The following is a 16,896-nucleotide window of genomic DNA, read 5'->3' as shown; positions in this document are numbered from 1 at the left end:
AAGTATTTTTCAATTAAAGTAAAACTGCAATAAATGCTTGTCTCTGGGTGTAACTCAACAATGCAATAATGCTAGTTTTCAGTTTTAAAGTTTTAGTGAAAATAAGATGGTGTCTAAAAATGCTCTAGCTAGCTACTGTGTTAAAAATAAATGGTTTTAATTGATTAGTGGAAACTTGAAATACTAATTATTTCTTAAAGTGTATATATTATCACTGGGTAGTGCAAAGCAGAAGCCTTTCACGCAGCCTCTATCTCTAAAGGCTAACAGACTTTGTTTATATAGCCCCTAGCTTTTAAAGGGATTGAGGGAGTTGATGTGCTGTTTAACGTAAAATTTAGTAGACAAAAATATACAATGATTAATAAAGAAATTTAAAGAATTTTATTTTCGGATGGAGTTGAGATATAAGCAAATGCAGATAAATAGCGAGGATTCAGGGTATGAGCAAAATACTCAGTTAAATACCTTAACTCAGATCGTTGGCACTCAAGTTCTACAAGAATGCAAAGACATCCAAGCAGTTCATTCTCAGGATGTATGCATCCATCAGATATTTGAGATGCAAGTTGAGCGATCGCCCGAATCCATCGCTGTTGTATTTGAAGATACACAACTTACTTATCAGCAGTTAAACCAACAAGCGAATCAACTAGCGCACCATCTACGTACTTTAGGCGTTGGTACTGAAGTACTTGTGGGTATTTGCGTAGAGCGTTCATTGGAGATGATCGTAGGAATACTGGGTATTCTCAAAGCTGGGGGCGCTTATGTGCCCTTAGATCCCGCATATCCCCCAGAACGGTTAGTCTTCATATTGGAAGATACCCAAGCACCAGTTTTGTTAACCCAACAGAAATTACTCAACAACCTACCACCGCACCAAGCACAAGTAATTTGTTTGGACTCAAACTGGCAAGCTAACACCCAAAATAGTCAGGAAAATCCTGTAAATGAAACGACAGACGATCGCCTCATTTACGTAATCTACACATCTGGTTCTACAGGACAGCCCAAGGGTGTAATGATCCCTCACCGTGGTATTCGCAACCAACTTTCCTGGCGGCAAACGACCTTTAGATTAACTCAGACAGATAAGGTTTTACTAACTATTTCTTTTAGCTTCGATCCCTCAGTGTGGCAGATATTTTGGCCATTGTGCTTTGGAGGGCAATTGATCGTGGCTTCCCCAGGTGGACATCAAGACACAGCCTACCTTGTGAAGGTGATTACTGAGCAGCAAATCACTGTCTTAGCCTTAGTACCTTCCATATTACGTGTCTTACTAGAAGAAAAGGGAATTGAGAATTGCCGATTTCTCAAACATATTACCTGCGGTGGTGAAGCTTTACCTAGCGAACTCATAGAACGCTTCTTCGCTCAACTGAATTTGGACAATGTTCTCCATAATTGCTATGGGCCAACAGAAGCTTCCATTGATACCACTTTTTGGACTTGCAAACGTGGGACTAATTATCCTATTGCTCCCATTGGTCGCCCCATTGCCAATGCAGAGATTCATATCCTTGATGAAAATTTGCAGCCTGTACCTGTTGGTGAATCAGGTGAACTGCATATTGGGGGTATTGGTCTAGCGCGAGGCTATCTTAACCGTCCTGAATTAACCACAGAGAAGTTCATTTCCAACCCTTTTAGCTCTGAAGTTGGGGCACGTCTTTATAAAACTGGGGACTTGGCACGTTACTTAAGCGATGGGAATATCGAGTTTCTTGGTCGTATTGACCACCAAGTAAAAATACGTGGTTTTCGAATTGAATTAGGAGAAATTGAAGCCGTACTAGGTCAACATCCGGGACTGATACAGACTTTGGTCATAGCCAGAGAAGATGTTCCTGGAGATAAGCAGCTAGTTGGATATATTGTTGCCAATCCACAGCAGACCCCTAGCCAGGTTGAATTACGCCGCTTTTTGGAAACTCGGCTACCTGAATACATGGTGCCTAGTTTTTTTGTATTTTTGGACACCTTACCATTAAATCCTAACGGTAAAATAGACCGCCGTGCCTTGCCAGCACCGGATATATCTGATATTAAGCTGTCTACTAACTTTGTTCCACCCCAGAACGCTACAGAAGAAGTCTTAGCTAGAATCTGGGCAAAAGTTTTACGTCTGCAACAAGTAGGAATCCACGACAATTTTTTTGAATTGGGAGGTCATTCACTGCTGGCCACTCAAGTCATGTCTCGGGTTCGCCAAGCCTTTCAGATAGAAATACCATTGCAAGTATTATTTGAGAATCCAACGATCGCTACTTTAGCTCAAGCGTTCGCTCAAAACCAAACTCAAGAAAACGATCCCCAAAATCAGACTATTCCCCAATTAGCCAACCGGGAATCAGCCCCTTTATCCTTTGCCCAGCAGCGAGTATGGTTTTTGGAACAGTTGGAACCCAACAGCCCAGCATATATCGTTTCCAATGCACAGCGTCTAACGGGCAAATTAAATGTGGGTGTATTACAACAATCACTAGATGCGATCGTAGTCCATCACGAGGCTCTGCGAACCAACTTTATTACATCACCTGATGGTAGCCCCGTACAAATAATCGGCACGCCTCGGGCAGTGGAAATCAAAATTATTAAGGTAACAGAAAAGCAAGTAGAATTTCTCCTAAATCAAGAGGTGCAACGCCCCTTCAACTTAAAATCTGACTTAATGCTGCGAGCGACTTTGCTCCAGGTAGACGAACAGGAGCATATACTCTTGTTAATGATGCACCACATCGCCTCAGATGGGTGGTCAATCGGTATTCTCTGGCAGCAGTTAATAGCGCTTTATGAAGCCTTTTTGAGCAGTGAGCCTTCACCCTTGGCAAAATTACCCATTCAGTATGCGGATTTTGCTGTGTGGCAGCACCAATGGTTATCAGGTGAGGTACTTTCCAGCCAAACTAACTATTGGAAAACTCAGTTAGCAGGTGCTAATACTGTACTGGAATTGCCTACTGACCGACCACGGCCACCAGTGCAAACTTACCAAGGAGCAACCCAGTCTCTGATGCTACCTCAAACGTTGAGTGCATCACTTACAGAACTCTCGCATCAGGAGGGTGTGACTCTATTTATGACATTACTGGCGGCCTTTGGGACAATATTGCACCGTTACACTGGGCAAGAAAATATTCTCATCGGTTCTCCCATTGCCGGCCGTAACCGTTCTGAGATTGAAGGGTTAATCGGATTTTTTATTAACACCGTTGTTTTACGGGCTGATTTTGCTGGCAACCCTAGTTTTCGTTCACTGCTAAATCGAATTCGCCAGATGGCATTAAATGCTTATGCCCATCAAGATATGCCCTTCGAGAAACTGGTAGAAGAACTGCAACCAGAGCGAGATACCAGTCGCAACCCACTGTTTCAAGTGTGGTTTAATATGCTCAACTTAAGGGACATCCAATTGGAACTACCTGGAGTGACTATCGAACCAGTCTCGATGCTAGAAACAGCTTCCAAGTTCGACTTAACTCTGTACGTTACAGAACAAAACCAAGGAATCAAACTTGATTTAGTCTATAACACCGATCTGTTTACTTCAGAGCGGATGATGGAAATGCTTCATCAATTCCATCACTTACTGAATCAAATTGTTGCGGCTCCACAGAGGCAAATTAGTCTATATTCGCTTGTCACACCAGAAGCCCAACCTTTGCTGCCAGAGCCAAGGGCAATTTTGCCAGAACCAAAGTATGAATTGGCAACAACAATGTTTACCTCTTGGGTAAATCGCACCCCAGAACATTTATCACTCCGTCAAGGATTTCGGAATTGGAACTATGGGGAATTAGACAAAATAGCTCAAACCTTAGCACGGGTTATGTTGTCTTACGGAGTTGAGCGGGGAGATGTTGTAGCCGTGTTTGGGACACGAAGCTTTGGGCTGATTGCCAGTATGCTTGGCGTACTTTTGAGTGGCGGTGTGCTACTCACCCTCGATCCCCAACTTCCCAGCCAACGCCAGAGGCTCATGCTACAGGAAGCTAAAGCTAAATACATACTATATATTGATGGTCAGCGCCCAGAAGACGAAAAGATATGGGAGTCTTTAACTATTATCTGTGTAAACCCAGACACAGGAGAAGCGAAAAATTCACTCAAAAAAAGCATTGAAACAGTAAAACTGCCTGAAATTGCTGCTGACGATGCAGCTTATATTTTCTTTACTTCTGGTACTACTGGTGTACCTAAAGGGGTATTAGGGTGTCATAAAGGACTGGCGCATTTTCTTAACTGGCAGCGGCAGACCTTTGAAATTAATCAGCAAGACCGCGTTGCCCAATTAACTGGTCTTTCCTTTGATGTCGTCCTCAGAGATATTTTCTTACCTTTGACTAGTGGTGCAACTCTATGTTTACCAGAAGAAGGGGATAACCTAGACCCGACTAGAATTCTCTGTTACTTAGAAAATGAGCAAATTTCTGTACTCCACACAGTTCCTTCGCTGGCGCAATTATGGTTAGCGAATGTGCCGTCAGGAGTATCTTTACGTAACTTACGCTGGTTGTTCTTAGCTGGAGAACCTCTCAAAGAAACACTTGTACTTCGGTGGCGAGATGCTTTTCCAGAATCAGGTGAAATTGTTAATCTCTATGGGCCGACAGAGACAACTTTGGCAAAGTGTTATTACCGAGTACCTGTTGAGTGTACACCAGGGGTACAGCCAGTAGGGTTGCCGCTGCCTCAAACCCAAGCACTAATTTTTACACAAAATCAGCAACCGTGTGGTATTGGTGAACCGGGTGAGATCGTGATCCGAACACCATTCCGCAGTTTGGGCTACATCAATGCCGAGCAAGAAAACCGTTCTCGGTTTGTTAAGAACCCTTTTCGGAACGAGCCACAGGATTGGCTTTATTATACAGGCGATCGCGGATGCTATCGTCCAGATGGCTCTCTAGAAATTCTCGGTCGCCGAGATCATCAAGTTAAGATCCGTGGCATACGCATAGAGCCAGGGGAAATTGAAACGGTGTTAGCCCAACACCCAAATATACTCCAAACTGTAGTCATTGCCCGTGAAGATGTCCCTGGGGATCAACGTTTAGTGGCTTACATTATCCCGAACCAGGACTCATCAACTGCGATTAGTGATATCCGGCGCTTCCTCTCGACAAAATTGCCCCAGTACATGTTACCTTCGGCTTTTGTTTTGCTGGACAACATGCCCTTAACCCCCAACGGCAAGGTAGACCGTCGTGCCCTACCAGCGCCAGACTCATCGAGGCAAGAGCCGGAAGCCACCTTTGTTGCTCCCCGCAATGAAGTGGAACGCCAGTTAACACAGATTTGGGAACAAATTTTAGGTGTCCAGCCCATTGGTGTCAGGGATAACTTCTTCGAGCTAGGAGGACACTCCATCTTAGCAGTAAAACTGTTTTGGCAAATCGAGAAGACATTTAGTAAAAATCTGCCTCTTGCGATTCTTTTCCAATCAGGAACTGTAGAGGCTCTAGCCAAAATAATCTGCCAAGAAGATTTAGCAAACAAATTGTCTTTAGGAAATACTTTAGACCAATTAAAATTTAGCTGGTCATCCTTGGTTGAAATTCAACCCAACGGTTCCAAGCCACCTTTTTTCTGTATTCATGGACTGGGTGGAGAAGTCTTATGTTTCCGTGAATTGGCTCTGCATCTAGGTTCAGAGCAACCATTCTACGGACTACAACCACGAGGGCTAGATGAAAAACACCCTTTCCATACACGGGTTGAAGATATGGCAACTTACTATCTTCAAGAAATCCAAACCCTTCAGCCCGATGGCCCTTATTTTTTGGGAGGTTATTCTTTTGGTGGTGTAGTTGCTTTCGAGATGGCTCGGCAACTCCAAGAGAAAGGCGAACAAGTTGGTATTCTAGTTATGCTTGATAGTTGTCGTCCAGGTTATAGTTGGCGAATGCCATTTCTCAAACGACTTTTTTTACATTTCAAAAATCTAGTTCAGCAAGGGCCTAGCTACCTTTGGCAAAAGGTTTTGAAATGGAGCCATTGGCGTAAGGAGAATTTTCAAAATAAATATAGAGGTTATTTGGAAGATGTGCTTCCTTTGGTTGAAACTGACAAGCATTTAAAAATTATAAATGCTAATACTCAAGCCGTCAGTGAATATATATTTTCACCTTACCTTGGTCGAGCTATCCTCTTACGAACAGAAGATGCTAATCGAGATGAAGCTATAGGCACACGATACGATCCTCAATTCGGCTGGGGCAACCTAGTGACTGAAGGATTAGATATTCATTACGTTCCCGGATCTCACCTTGACCTACTTAAGGAACCCAACGTACAGGTGTTAGCCGAAATATTAAGAAATTGCTTAACTCAGGCACAGCCTCCAAAATCCTAATTTCACTTTTCCCTCGGTGTATCTTCACACAACTCAGCACTACTGAGTGACTTTTGCATTTCTTGGTCTAAACACAAATTGGGCGAATAATCGAAAAACGCTTGCTTGTGGTAACTAGGATGAGATAATTATTCTGTGGAACAGGAATATTAGTCACAGTCCAATAACCAAAAGACTTGACCGATTTAATATGCAATAAATCTTGCTAGTGTCACAGATGGAACAGAGGTAATTATTGTGACGCTGTAGGCTTGAATGAATGTCATTTTTAGGTTTTATGTTAGTAAGCAATCCACAATTTACTGATGCTATATAGACGATTTGGACGCACAGAATTACAGATGCCAGTGTTTTCTTGCGGTGGCATGAGATATCAGTTCAAATGGGAAGATGTTCCCAATTATGAGATTCCTGCTGATAATCAGGCGAATCTAGAAGCGACGATTAGAAGGGCAGTTGAGGTTGGAATAAATCATATTGAAACTGCTCGTGGTTATGGTACTTCCGAAATGCAATTGGGAAGAATATTGCCGCAGTTTCCTCGTGAAAAGTTAATTGTTCAAACTAAAATAGGCCCAAAGGCAGATGCGAAAGAATTCCGCGAAACATTTGAACAATCATTAAAAAATCTCCAGCTAGATTATGTTGATCTTTTAGGATTACATGGGATCAATCATACTGATTCATTAGATTACAGCATCCGTCCTGGTGGCTGTTTGGAAGTAGCACAGCAGTTGCAAGCTGAGGGAAAAGTTAGATTTATTGGCTTTTCTACACACGGTTCAACAGATATTATCGTGCAGACAATTAATACCAATCTATTTGATTACGTGAACCTGCACTGGTACTACATTAATCAATGGAATTGGGCGGCAATTGAAGCAGCTAAACGCCACGATATGGGGGTGTTTATTATTAGTCCATCTAATAAAGGTGGTTTATTGTATGAACCTCCACAAAAATTAGTGGATCTTTGCGCCCCATTGAGTCCAATGGTGTTTAATGATTTGTTTTGTTTGAGTCATCAAGAGGTGCATACTCTGAGTGTGGGAGCAGCAAAACCAGAAGATTTTGATGAACACTTGAAGACTTTAGAGTTAGTAGATCGGGCATCAGAAATTTTGCCACCAATTTTAGCCAGGTTGGAGTTAGAAGCGATCGCTACTTTGGGAGAAGATTGGGTAAAATCCTGGGAAAAAAATCTACCAACCTTTGACAAAACCCCTGGTGAGGTTAACATTCGGGTGATTTTGTGGTTGCGAAATTTAGCGATCGCCTACGATATGGTAGATTATGCCAAAATGCGCTACAACCTCCTTGGTAATGGCGGTCACTGGTTTCCTGGTAATAAAGCCGATCGGTTAGACGAATTAAACTTGCGGCAATGTCTCGCCCACAATCCCCACGGTGATAAAATCCCCCAACTTCTAGAACAAGCGCATCAGATGTTGGCGGGTGAGGCTGTTAAGCGTCTATCTAAGACTTGATGAATTGGGAATTGGAAATTGGGAATTGGCATGGGGCATGGGGCATGGGGCGAGAAATAATTTCTAACTCCTGTACAGACGCGATTAATCGCGTCTTCTTTGATCCCTAGTCAGATTTTCTATCTGCTGATTTAGTTGCCTTCGGCACGACTAGCACCTTATCTACGCGGTTTCCATCCATGTCCATCACTTCAATTCGCATACTTTGCCATTCAAAATGATCTGCTGCGGCAGGAATACGACCTAGATGGGTGATCACAAAACCGCCCAAGGTTTGATAACTGCCGCGTTCCTCAGATTCCCACTCTTCCATACCGAAAAGTTCTAAAAACTCTTCTACAGGCAACATCCCATCCAAAAGCCAAGAACCATCTTCGCGTTGCACGGCTTGGGGTTGATCCTGTCCATCTGTTGAAGGAACATCACCGACAATTTCGCTCATGATGTCGTTGAGAGTGACTAATCCTTGAATTACACCGTATTCATCCACTACTAGCGCCATGTGAGTGATAGTTTGCTTGAACAATTCCAAAACTTTCAAACCACGGGTGCTTTCTGGCACGAATACGGGCTGCCGCAATCCCACTGTCAAGTCTAATGGTTCTCCTCGGAAACTCCTAGCTAATAAGTCAGTAACAGGGATCACACCCAACACATTGTCAAGTCCTGACTGACAAACTGGATAGCGAGAATAGGCACTATCAACCATTTTTTGGCGATTTTCTTCGGGAGAGTCGTCTAAGTCTAACCAGACGATATCAGGGCGGGGTGTCATTAAGTAGCTGACGGGGCGATCGCCTAAACGAAAAACTCGCTCTACCATATCCTGTTCGGCTTCCTCAAAGGTTCCCGCCTCAGTGCCTTGCTCAATTAAGATTTTTATTTCTTCTTCGGTGACTTGCGGCTCAGTAGAAGCTGTAATTCCTAGCACTCGTAGGATCAAATCTGTAGAAGCGCTTAAGAGAAAGACTACCGGAGAAGCGATCGCGGCCAAAGCTTGCATCGGAATCGCTACAATCGAGGCAATCCTTTCTGGATTATTTAATGCCAGACGCTTCGGTACCAATTCGCCAACAATAAGTGACAAATAGGTAATGAGCAAAACCACTATGCCAAAAGATAGCGGTTCACTATAAGGTGCTAAAAAAGGCACAAGTTTTACATAGACTGCCATTCGATTGGCAATTGTTGCTCCTCCAAAAGCACCAGTCAGGATACCGATCAGGGAAATACCCACTTGAACGGTTGACAGGAAATGATTTGGAGACTCAGCTAGTTTCAATGCTGCCTTTGCCTTGGCATCTCCTTGATTGGCAAGTTGCTGTAGCCTAACTTTCCGGGCTGAGACAATGGCCATCTCAGACATAGAAAACACGCCGTTGGCAATAATTAGCACCAAAATGATTAAAATTTCAAAAGTGATGGAGGACATGTTTAAAATTGCCGCTTATCAGAGCGAATGTAGCTCAATACCTAGTATCTAGTATTAAAGGTGCTTCTATAAATGCTTTGACTGTACACAAAGTAGTAGTTATAGCTCTTAAGTTTATTAATTGCTGTAGATTATTCTTCCATCCAAAGAATAAGAAGACTGTCAACACTTTTAAAATAGTTGACATAAACTGCCTCAAAATTTTCTGACTCACAAAGACTCCCACCGCTAGTAGTACTTATGTCATTTTCTTCTATTGTGCGTGCCTTAGTGCGATCGCCACTGACTACTGAATTTATTTCTAAGCTAAACCGACAACAAGAATTACGCTTAAATGGCATTTCTCGATTGCCCAAGGGTTTGGTCGCTTCGGCATTGGCACAGGCTCAGGGTAAAGATTTATTTGTGGTTTGCGCGACTCTAGAAGAAGCTGGACGTGTTTATGCACAACTAGAGGCAATGGGATGGCAGACAGTACATTTTTACCCCACCTCCGAGGCTTCTCCATACGAGCCTTTTGACCCAGAAACTGAGATGAGTTGGGGGCAAATGCAGGTATTGGCGGATTTGCTCAAAAGGCAAGAGTCATTAGTCATTAGTCAGTTTTCATTAGAAACAAACCAAGAACAAAGGACAAATGACAAAGGACAAATGACAAATTTGGCGATTGTGGCTACTCAGGGGGCGCTGCAACCGCATTTACCACCACCAGAGGCTTTTGGGCAATTCTGTCTGACCTTGAAGCGGGGGATGGAATTAGACTTGAATGCTTTCAGTGAAAAAATAACTATTCTGGGATATGAACGAGTACCTTTGGTGGAAACAGAAGGGCAATGGAGCCGACGGGGTGATATTGTTGATGTGTTTCCAGTGTCATCTGAGTTCCCAGTCCGGCTGGAATGGTTTGGCGATGAAATTGAGCAAATGCGGGAATTTGACCCAGCAACACAACGTTCCGCCCTCGATAAAGTTGGCCAGTTAATTCTTACCCCTACTAGCTTTGCTCCCATCGTGATGGCTGCACTCAAGAATAGTGCTGAGTTCCGAGTGCTGAGTGCTGAGTCAGAAATTAACTCAGAAATTAGTCCTGAGAACTCATCACTCTTGGAAGGTAGTCGTCGTTTTTTGGGGTTGGCTTTCGAGCAACCAGCATCTTTGCTAAATTACTTATCAGAAAATACCCTGATTGCCATTGATGAGCCAGAACAGTGCCATGCTCATAGCGATCGCTGGGTAGAAAATGCCCAGGAACAATGGAGAATGGGGCATGGGGCATTGGGAATGGGGAATGGGGAAGAATCTATCTCTACTTCCCTAACGTTGCCGAAAATTCATCGGTCTTTTGATGAGTGTTTGGTTGATGTTGCCAAGTTTAAAACACTATATTTATCGGAACTTTCAGAGGAAAATAGTGGGATCAACCTTGCCAGCCGATCGCTGCCAGTTACGCCACATCAGTTTGCTAAACTAGCTGAAACCATTCGCCAAGAACGCGATCGCAATTTTTCTATCTGGCTGCTTTCTGCCCAACCTTCGCGTTCTGTCTCGCTGTTGCAAGAACACGATTGTCCGGCTCAGTTTATCCCCAATCCCCGCGACTACCAAGCAATAGATAAACTACAAATCAACCATACTCCCATAGCCCTAAAATATTCTGGTCTTGCGGAATTAGAAGGTTTTATCCTGCCGACATACCGAATAGTAATCGTTACAGATCGGGAATTTTTTGGGCAGCATTCTTTGGCGACTCCCGGCTATATCCGCAAGCGCCACAAAGCTACTTCTAAGCAAGTCGATCCCAATAAACTGCGTCCAGGTGATTATGTAGTTCACAGAAATCATGGTGTTGGCAAATTTGTCAAGCTGGAAAGTTTGACAATTAATAACGAAACCCGTGATTATTTGGTGGTGCAGTATGCTGATGGGTTACTTAGAGTTGCAGCCGATCAAGTAGGGGCTTTATCCCGGTTCCGCGCCGGAGGTGATAAAGCACCGGAACTCAACAGGATGACTGGAAAGGCTTGGGAAAATACCAAGAATAAAGTCCGCAAAGCGATCAAAAAATTAGCGGTGGATTTGTTGAAACTGTATGCAGCGCGCTCAAAACAACAAGGTTTTAGCTTTCCAGGTGATATGCCTTGGCAGGAAGAATTAGAAGATTCTTTCCCCTACCAACCCACAACGGATCAACTCAAAGCTGTCCAAGATGTGAAACGCGATATGGAGAGCGATCGCCCAATGGATCGCTTAGTTTGTGGCGATGTCGGTTTCGGAAAGACGGAAGTGGCGATTCGTGCTGTTTTTAAAGCAGTCACCGCCGGTAAACAAGTGGCACTCCTTGCGCCAACGACAATTTTAACACAGCAGCACTACCATACACTCAAAGAACGTTTTGCACCCTATCCTGTGAATGTCGGCTTACTCAACCGTTTTCGCTCGGCTGAAGAACGCCGTGATATTCAAAAGCGATTGGCAACGGGTGAATTAGATGTAGTAGTTGGTACACATCAAATTTTAGGTAAAGGTGTGGCCTTCAAGGATTTAGGATTGTTGGTGGTGGATGAAGAACAGCGCTTTGGGGTCAACCAGAAGGAAAAAATTAAAAGCTTGAAAACTGAAGTAGACGTGCTTACCCTCTCCGCTACTCCCATTCCCCGGACTTTATATATGTCCTTGTCAGGAATTCGGGAAATGAGTTTGATTACCACGCCACCGCCAACTAGACGACCGATTAAAACTCATTTGTCACCGATAAATTCCGAAACTATCCGTAGTGCAATTCGTCAAGAATTAGACAGAGGTGGACAAGTTTTTTATGTAGTTCCACGAGTAGATGGAATTGAAGAGACAACAGCCAATTTACGAGAAGTGTTACCAGGGGCTAGGATTGCGATCGCTCACGGTCAAATGGATGAAAGCGAGTTAGAATCAACCATGCTCACTTTCAGTAATGGCGATGCAGACATCCTTGTTTGTACGACAATTATTGAATCTGGCTTAGATATTCCGCGAGTCAACACGATTTTGATTGAAGATGCTCATCGCTTTGGATTGGCACAACTGTATCAGTTACGCGGTCGTGTAGGACGTGCAGGTATCCAAGCTCATGCTTGGTTATTTTATCCGAAGCAACGGGCATTATCTGACGCAGCACGGCAACGATTACGAGCGATTCAGGAATTTACTCAGTTAGGTTCTGGATATCAGCTAGCAATGCGCGACATGGAAATTAGAGGCGTGGGTAACTTGCTAGGTGCAGAACAATCCGGCCAAATGGATGCCATCGGTTTCGATTTATACATGGAAATGCTGGAAGAAGCAATTCGAGAAATCCGTGGACAAGAAATTCCGAAAGTGGAGGATACCCAGATTGATCTTAATCTCACGGCATTTATCCCCGCAGATTATATTACCGATTTGGATCAAAAAATGAGTGCATACCGAGCGGTAGCTACAGCTAAATCTAAATCAGAATTAAATCAGATTGCAGCCGAGTGGAGCGATCGCTATGGTACTTTACCAGTGTCGGCAAATCAACTTTTGCGAGTCATGGAACTCAAACAGTTAGCGAAAAAACTCGGATTTAGCCGGATTAAACCAGAAAACAAGCAGCACGTCGTTTTAGAAACGCCGATGGAGGAACCAGCTTGGAATTTATTGGCGGCGAATTTACCAGACAATCTCAAGACGCGCTTTGTGTATTCTCCTGGGAAAGTCACGGTGCGCGGGTTAGGAGTTTTTAAAGCAGATCAACAATTGCAGAATTTGATTGATGCTTTCGGGAGAATGCAAGGTGCGATTCCAGAGGCAGTTGGTGTTTAATTGGGAGAAAAAGATTAGTTATTAAGTGGAAACCTATGCCATTTTGAGCAGGCTGGAATTCCAGACCCAGCCTTTTGAGCCTAGTTGGTAGAATTAAAGGAAATATTAACCAACTTCAACTCATGATAAAAACTATCGAAGGCATTTATCAGGATGGAGAAATTCACTTCACCCAGCTACCGCCAGATGTTAGCGAACGCTCCCAAGTTCTCGTCACCTTTCTAGATCCTGGCAAAATCGACCCTACCAAATTACGTCAACTGATTGATCAGCTGGAAACAATTGCTGGTATTGGACAAGGTTTCGAGGAACTCAACGCTGGTAAAACTCGCCCCATTGGGGATTTCGTCCAAGAAATGCAGCAAAAGTATGGCATTTCAGGTTGAAATTACCCCAATCGCAGAAACTCAGATTGAACAAGCTTATCGCTGGTATCGAGAGCGGAATCCTGAATTTGCCGATCGTTGGTTTCGAGGATTGATGAATACTATTGCTACCCTACAAGAGAAGCCCCAACGTTGTGCTTTAGCAGTCGAACATGAAATTTTTCCAGAAGAAGTACGTCAACTCCTTTATGGGAAAGCCAAAAATATATACCGAGTACTTTTTACGATTCGTGGTACTACAGTTAATGTGTTGTATGTGCGCCACAGTGGCCAAGCACCACTGACAGTAGATGACCTAGAAGAGTTAGAAGGTGAAGTTTAGGATTTCAAGGCGATCGCTATGGTACTTTACCAGTCTCTGCAAATCAACTTTTGCGAGTCATGGAACTCAAACAGCTAGCGAAAAAACTCGGATTTAGCCGGATTAAACCAGAACAAAAGCAGCACGTCGTTTTAGAAACGCCAATGGAAGAACCTGCTTGGAATTTATTAGCAGCGAATTTACCAGACAATCTCAAGACGCGCTTTGTGTATTCTCCTGGTAAAGTGACGGTGCGCGGGTTAGGAGTTTTCAAAGCAGATCAATAATTACAGAATTTGATTGATGCTTTTGGGAGAATGCAAGGTGCGATTCCAGAGGTGGCTATTGTTTGAGCGGTGTTTCCGTCTGAATAAATAGTTAGACCTCTAAATCCCAGTGGGGATATGATTTAAAGGTTAATGCTAAGATGCGATCGCTCAAATAGCGGTCACTTCTTGACTATGCCGTATTTAGAAAGGTATTTTCTGAGTGCGCTCGCCCAAGTTGCTGCTAGTTTTAGGCGAAAGTATGGTTGGAGAGTGATGCTAAGGAATGATCCCTAAAGGAATACGGCAATGAAAATTAAAGTCAAAAATCTTGGTGCTTTAAAGCAAGCCGAATTCACACTTGGCGACCTGACAATCATTTGTGGCTACAATAATACGGGCAAGACCTACGCTACTTATGCGTTGTTTGGCTTTTTGTCTACTTGGCGACGAATGTTTACGATCCAAATCAACGCCAATAAGATCAAGCAGCTCCTTGCAGACGGCACAATTCGTCTTGATATACAAGAATATATTAAACAGTCTGAGCAGATTGTTACTAAAGGTTGTCAAGCCTATACTCAGGAATTACCGAAGATTTTTGCAGCACGGGCAGAACGATTTAAAACAACAGACTTTCAGGTAAGTCTGGATATCCAAAATATTAGTTTAGCTTTTGATTTTACTCGGGAAATTACCTCCGGCGAGGCATCACTTTTCTCTATTACCAAAAGTGAAAAAAGCACAGAATTAGTTGTAACTCTGCTTGTTGAGAAAAAGAAGGTAAAAATCCCCAACGACAGCCTTAAGCGCACCATTGCGGACGCACTAAAAGATATCATTTTTGAGCAGTTTCTTCCTAACCCTTTCATCGCTAGTGCAGAACGAACTGGTGCTGCCATTTTTCGCAAAGAGTTGAATTTCGCCCGCAATCGCTTGCTCAAAGAAATGGCTCAGGCTGATAAAAACATCAATCCAAGAGAGCTTTTATCTAACGTATACCAGGCTTATGCACTCCCAGTAGAAAAAAATGTAGATTTTATGGGGGAACTGGAGACAATTTTCCCAGAAAGCAGTTTCATTGCTGAGAACCATCCCGATGTGTTGGCTGATTTCGCCGACATCATTGGTGGTAAATACACAGTCACCCGTAATGATCAACTTTATTATGAGCCGCATAGTAAACGGATCAAGCTTTCTATGGATGAAAGTTCTAGCGCCGTGCGTTCTCTACTAAATATTGGCTTTTACCTGAGACACAAAGCCCAGGTTGGTGATTTACTGATGGTGGATGAACCTGAGATGAACCTACACCCTGAAAACCAGCGCCGCATCGCACGGCTTTTCGCCCAACTGGTGAACCTTGGTATTAAGGTTTTCATCACCACCCAAAGTGATTACATTATCAAAGAACTGAATACGCTGATCATGCTCAACCACGATAAACCCCATCTGAAGCGAATTGCCCAAGTAGAAGGTTATCGACAAGAGGAACTGATCTCTTCTGAAAAAATCAAAGTCTATATCGCAGAAAAAGTATCAATAATACTAGACGGCGAAACAAAAAAAACTAAATGCCAGACCCTGACACTAGCCAACATCAGCCCAGAACTGGGTATTGAAGCCCGCAGCTTTGATACAACCATCGAAACGATGAACCGGATTCAGGAAGCGATCGTCTGGAGTGAGGAGTAATGTCTGATGGATTAACTGATATTGCTATTCTCAAAGAGATGATCAAGAAAACCGCTATAGTTTCATTGCAAGATGATGGTTACGGCAAAAATAAGGTCATACTCAGAGAACCTCCACCTGCCAATTACGATGTAACTATTTATGGGATGCCCGATGATGATGAGGTCATCATCATCAATGCAGATAAATTTAAGTCACCAGATACAGTTTTTAAAGGAAACCGTGGTGAATGCAAACGTGCGGATTTTGTCATTGTTGCTGATACTGGCAAGAAAAAGGTCATCCTCTGCATTGAGATGAAAGCAAAGGCTAGCACAAGCACAGAACGGGAAATCATTCAGCAACTTAAGGGCACTCAGTGTTTTGTCGCCTATTGCGAAAAAATTGGTAAAGAGTTTTGGGGACAAAAGAATTTCCTTAACACTTATATCTATCGCTTTGTCACCATCAGAAATATAAACATTCATAAGAAACCAACACGGGAGAAAATAACTGATGCTCATGACAGTCCAGAGCGGATGCTAAAAATCAGTTCTCCACATTATCTTCAATTCAATCATTTGATCTGAGGGAGAAAATAATGTCACTATGTAAAAATTTCCCAACTTGCCCCAGACTATCCTCGATCCGACAAATCGCTTGGTTTTCGGCAGTGCGATCGCGTTTTGCTCTCACTCCAAGTGATGGCTATAAACTAAACTAGAAAAAAACTAATTCACCTAGCAAAAAAAACGCCCCCCATTTCTGGAAGGCGTTTCTTATTTAGCTAAATCTTCAGAATTAACCGTTGATAGCAGGAGCAGTCATTGCTACAGGAGTAACTTCACCAGCAGCTAAGTCTAGGGGGAAGTTGTGAGCGTTACGCTCGTGCATTACTTCCATACCCAAGTTAGCGCGGTTGATTACATCAGCCCAGGTGCTAATAACGCGACCTTGAGAGTCAATGATTGATTGGTTGAAGTTGAAACCGTTCAAGTTGAACGCCATCGTGCTGATACCCAAAGCGGTGAACCAGATACCGACGACAGGCCAAGCTGCTAAGAAGAAGTGCAGTGAACGGCTGTTGTTGAAGGAAGCGTATTGGAAGATTAAACGACCGAAGTAACCGTGGGCTGCAACGATGTTGTAGGTTTCTTCTTCTTGACC

Annotated in this window: 8 protein-coding genes and 2 pseudogenes; 8 read left to right on the top strand and 2 right to left on the bottom strand. The window is 43.3% G+C overall.

What is annotated here, in order from left to right; translation table 11 throughout:
* The first annotated feature begins 415 nt into the window (after positions 1-415).
* Together RMZ41_RS28835 and RMZ41_RS28830 are read left to right on the top strand one after the other, a co-directional pair.
* Entirely contained in the window at positions 416-6,361 is a 5,946-nt protein-coding gene (locus RMZ41_RS28835) for a non-ribosomal peptide synthetase (RefSeq protein ID WP_322641930.1), read from the top strand.
* A gap of 305 nt (positions 6,362-6,666) precedes the next feature.
* Positions 6,667-7,848 carry an aldo/keto reductase gene (locus tag RMZ41_RS28830; protein ID WP_322641929.1) on the top strand — a complete coding sequence of 394 codons (1,182 nt, stop codon included), beginning with the start codon at positions 6,667-6,669 and terminating at the stop codon, positions 7,846-7,848.
* Positions 7,849-7,954: 106 nt separating this feature from the next.
* On the opposite strand, the gene RMZ41_RS28825 is transcribed toward RMZ41_RS28830, so the two are convergent.
* Positions 7,955-9,280, bottom strand: coding sequence for a hemolysin family protein (locus RMZ41_RS28825; protein WP_322641928.1), 1,326 nt, complete (start codon positions 9,278-9,280; stop codon positions 7,955-7,957).
* Between the two features lie 240 nt (positions 9,281-9,520).
* Between RMZ41_RS28825 and mfd the strand changes: the two genes are divergently transcribed.
* From mfd to RMZ41_RS28795, 6 genes and pseudogenes are all read left to right on the top strand, one after another.
* Entirely contained in the window at positions 9,521-13,102 is a 3,582-nt protein-coding gene (gene mfd, locus RMZ41_RS28820; protein WP_322641927.1) for a transcription-repair coupling factor, read from the top strand.
* A 122-nt stretch (positions 13,103-13,224) separates the two neighbouring features.
* Complete coding sequence (locus tag RMZ41_RS28815) at positions 13,225-13,488, top strand: hypothetical protein (protein ID WP_322641926.1); 264 nt, start codon at positions 13,225-13,227, stop codon at positions 13,486-13,488.
* The gene (locus RMZ41_RS28810) at positions 13,472-13,810 is read left to right on the top strand and encodes a type II toxin-antitoxin system RelE/ParE family toxin (protein ID WP_322641925.1); all 339 of its coding nucleotides are present in this window, start codon (positions 13,472-13,474) and stop codon (positions 13,808-13,810) included. The genes RMZ41_RS28815 and RMZ41_RS28810 overlap by 17 nt, the downstream gene beginning before the upstream one ends.
* An 11-nt stretch (positions 13,811-13,821) precedes the next feature.
* Positions 13,822-14,142: pseudogene (locus tag RMZ41_RS28805) on the top strand (TRCF domain-containing protein); the annotation flags it as partial.
* A gap of 222 nt (positions 14,143-14,364) precedes the next feature.
* Positions 14,365-15,750 (top strand): AAA family ATPase, encoded by a 1,386-nt coding sequence (locus RMZ41_RS28800; protein ID WP_322641924.1) that lies wholly within the window; start codon positions 14,365-14,367, stop codon positions 15,748-15,750.
* On the top strand, positions 15,750-16,319 hold the full coding sequence (locus tag RMZ41_RS28795) for a hypothetical protein (protein WP_322641923.1): 570 nt from the start codon (positions 15,750-15,752) through the stop codon (positions 16,317-16,319). Before RMZ41_RS28800 ends, RMZ41_RS28795 begins: the two co-directional genes overlap by 1 nt.
* Positions 16,320-16,530: 211 nt before the next feature.
* Here RMZ41_RS28795 and RMZ41_RS28790 read toward each other — a convergent pair.
* Positions 16,531-16,896: pseudogene (locus tag RMZ41_RS28790) on the bottom strand (photosystem II q(b) protein); the annotation flags it as partial.

The organism is Nostoc sp. DedVER02 (assembly GCF_034530675.2).
Lineage (GTDB): Bacteria > Cyanobacteriota > Cyanobacteriia > Cyanobacteriales > Nostocaceae > Nostoc.
This window is presented reverse-complemented; position numbering and strand designations above follow the sequence as displayed.

Coding starts and splice junctions, on each gene's coding strand:
- RMZ41_RS28835 (WP_322641930.1), top strand. CDS start 416: ATGCAGATAAATAGCGAGGATTCAGGGTATGAGCAAAATACTCAGTTA.
- RMZ41_RS28795 (WP_322641923.1), top strand. CDS start 15,750: ATGTCTGATGGATTAACTGATATTGCTATTCTCAAAGAGATGATCAAG.
- RMZ41_RS28810 (WP_322641925.1), top strand. CDS start 13,472: ATGGCATTTCAGGTTGAAATTACCCCAATCGCAGAAACTCAGATTGAA.
- RMZ41_RS28830 (WP_322641929.1), top strand. CDS start 6,667: ATGCTATATAGACGATTTGGACGCACAGAATTACAGATGCCAGTGTTT.
- mfd (WP_322641927.1), top strand. CDS start 9,521: ATGTCATTTTCTTCTATTGTGCGTGCCTTAGTGCGATCGCCACTGACT.
- RMZ41_RS28800 (WP_322641924.1), top strand. CDS start 14,365: ATGAAAATTAAAGTCAAAAATCTTGGTGCTTTAAAGCAAGCCGAATTC.
- RMZ41_RS28825 (WP_322641928.1), bottom strand. CDS start 9,280: ATGTCCTCCATCACTTTTGAAATTTTAATCATTTTGGTGCTAATTATT.
- RMZ41_RS28815 (WP_322641926.1), top strand. CDS start 13,225: ATGATAAAAACTATCGAAGGCATTTATCAGGATGGAGAAATTCACTTC.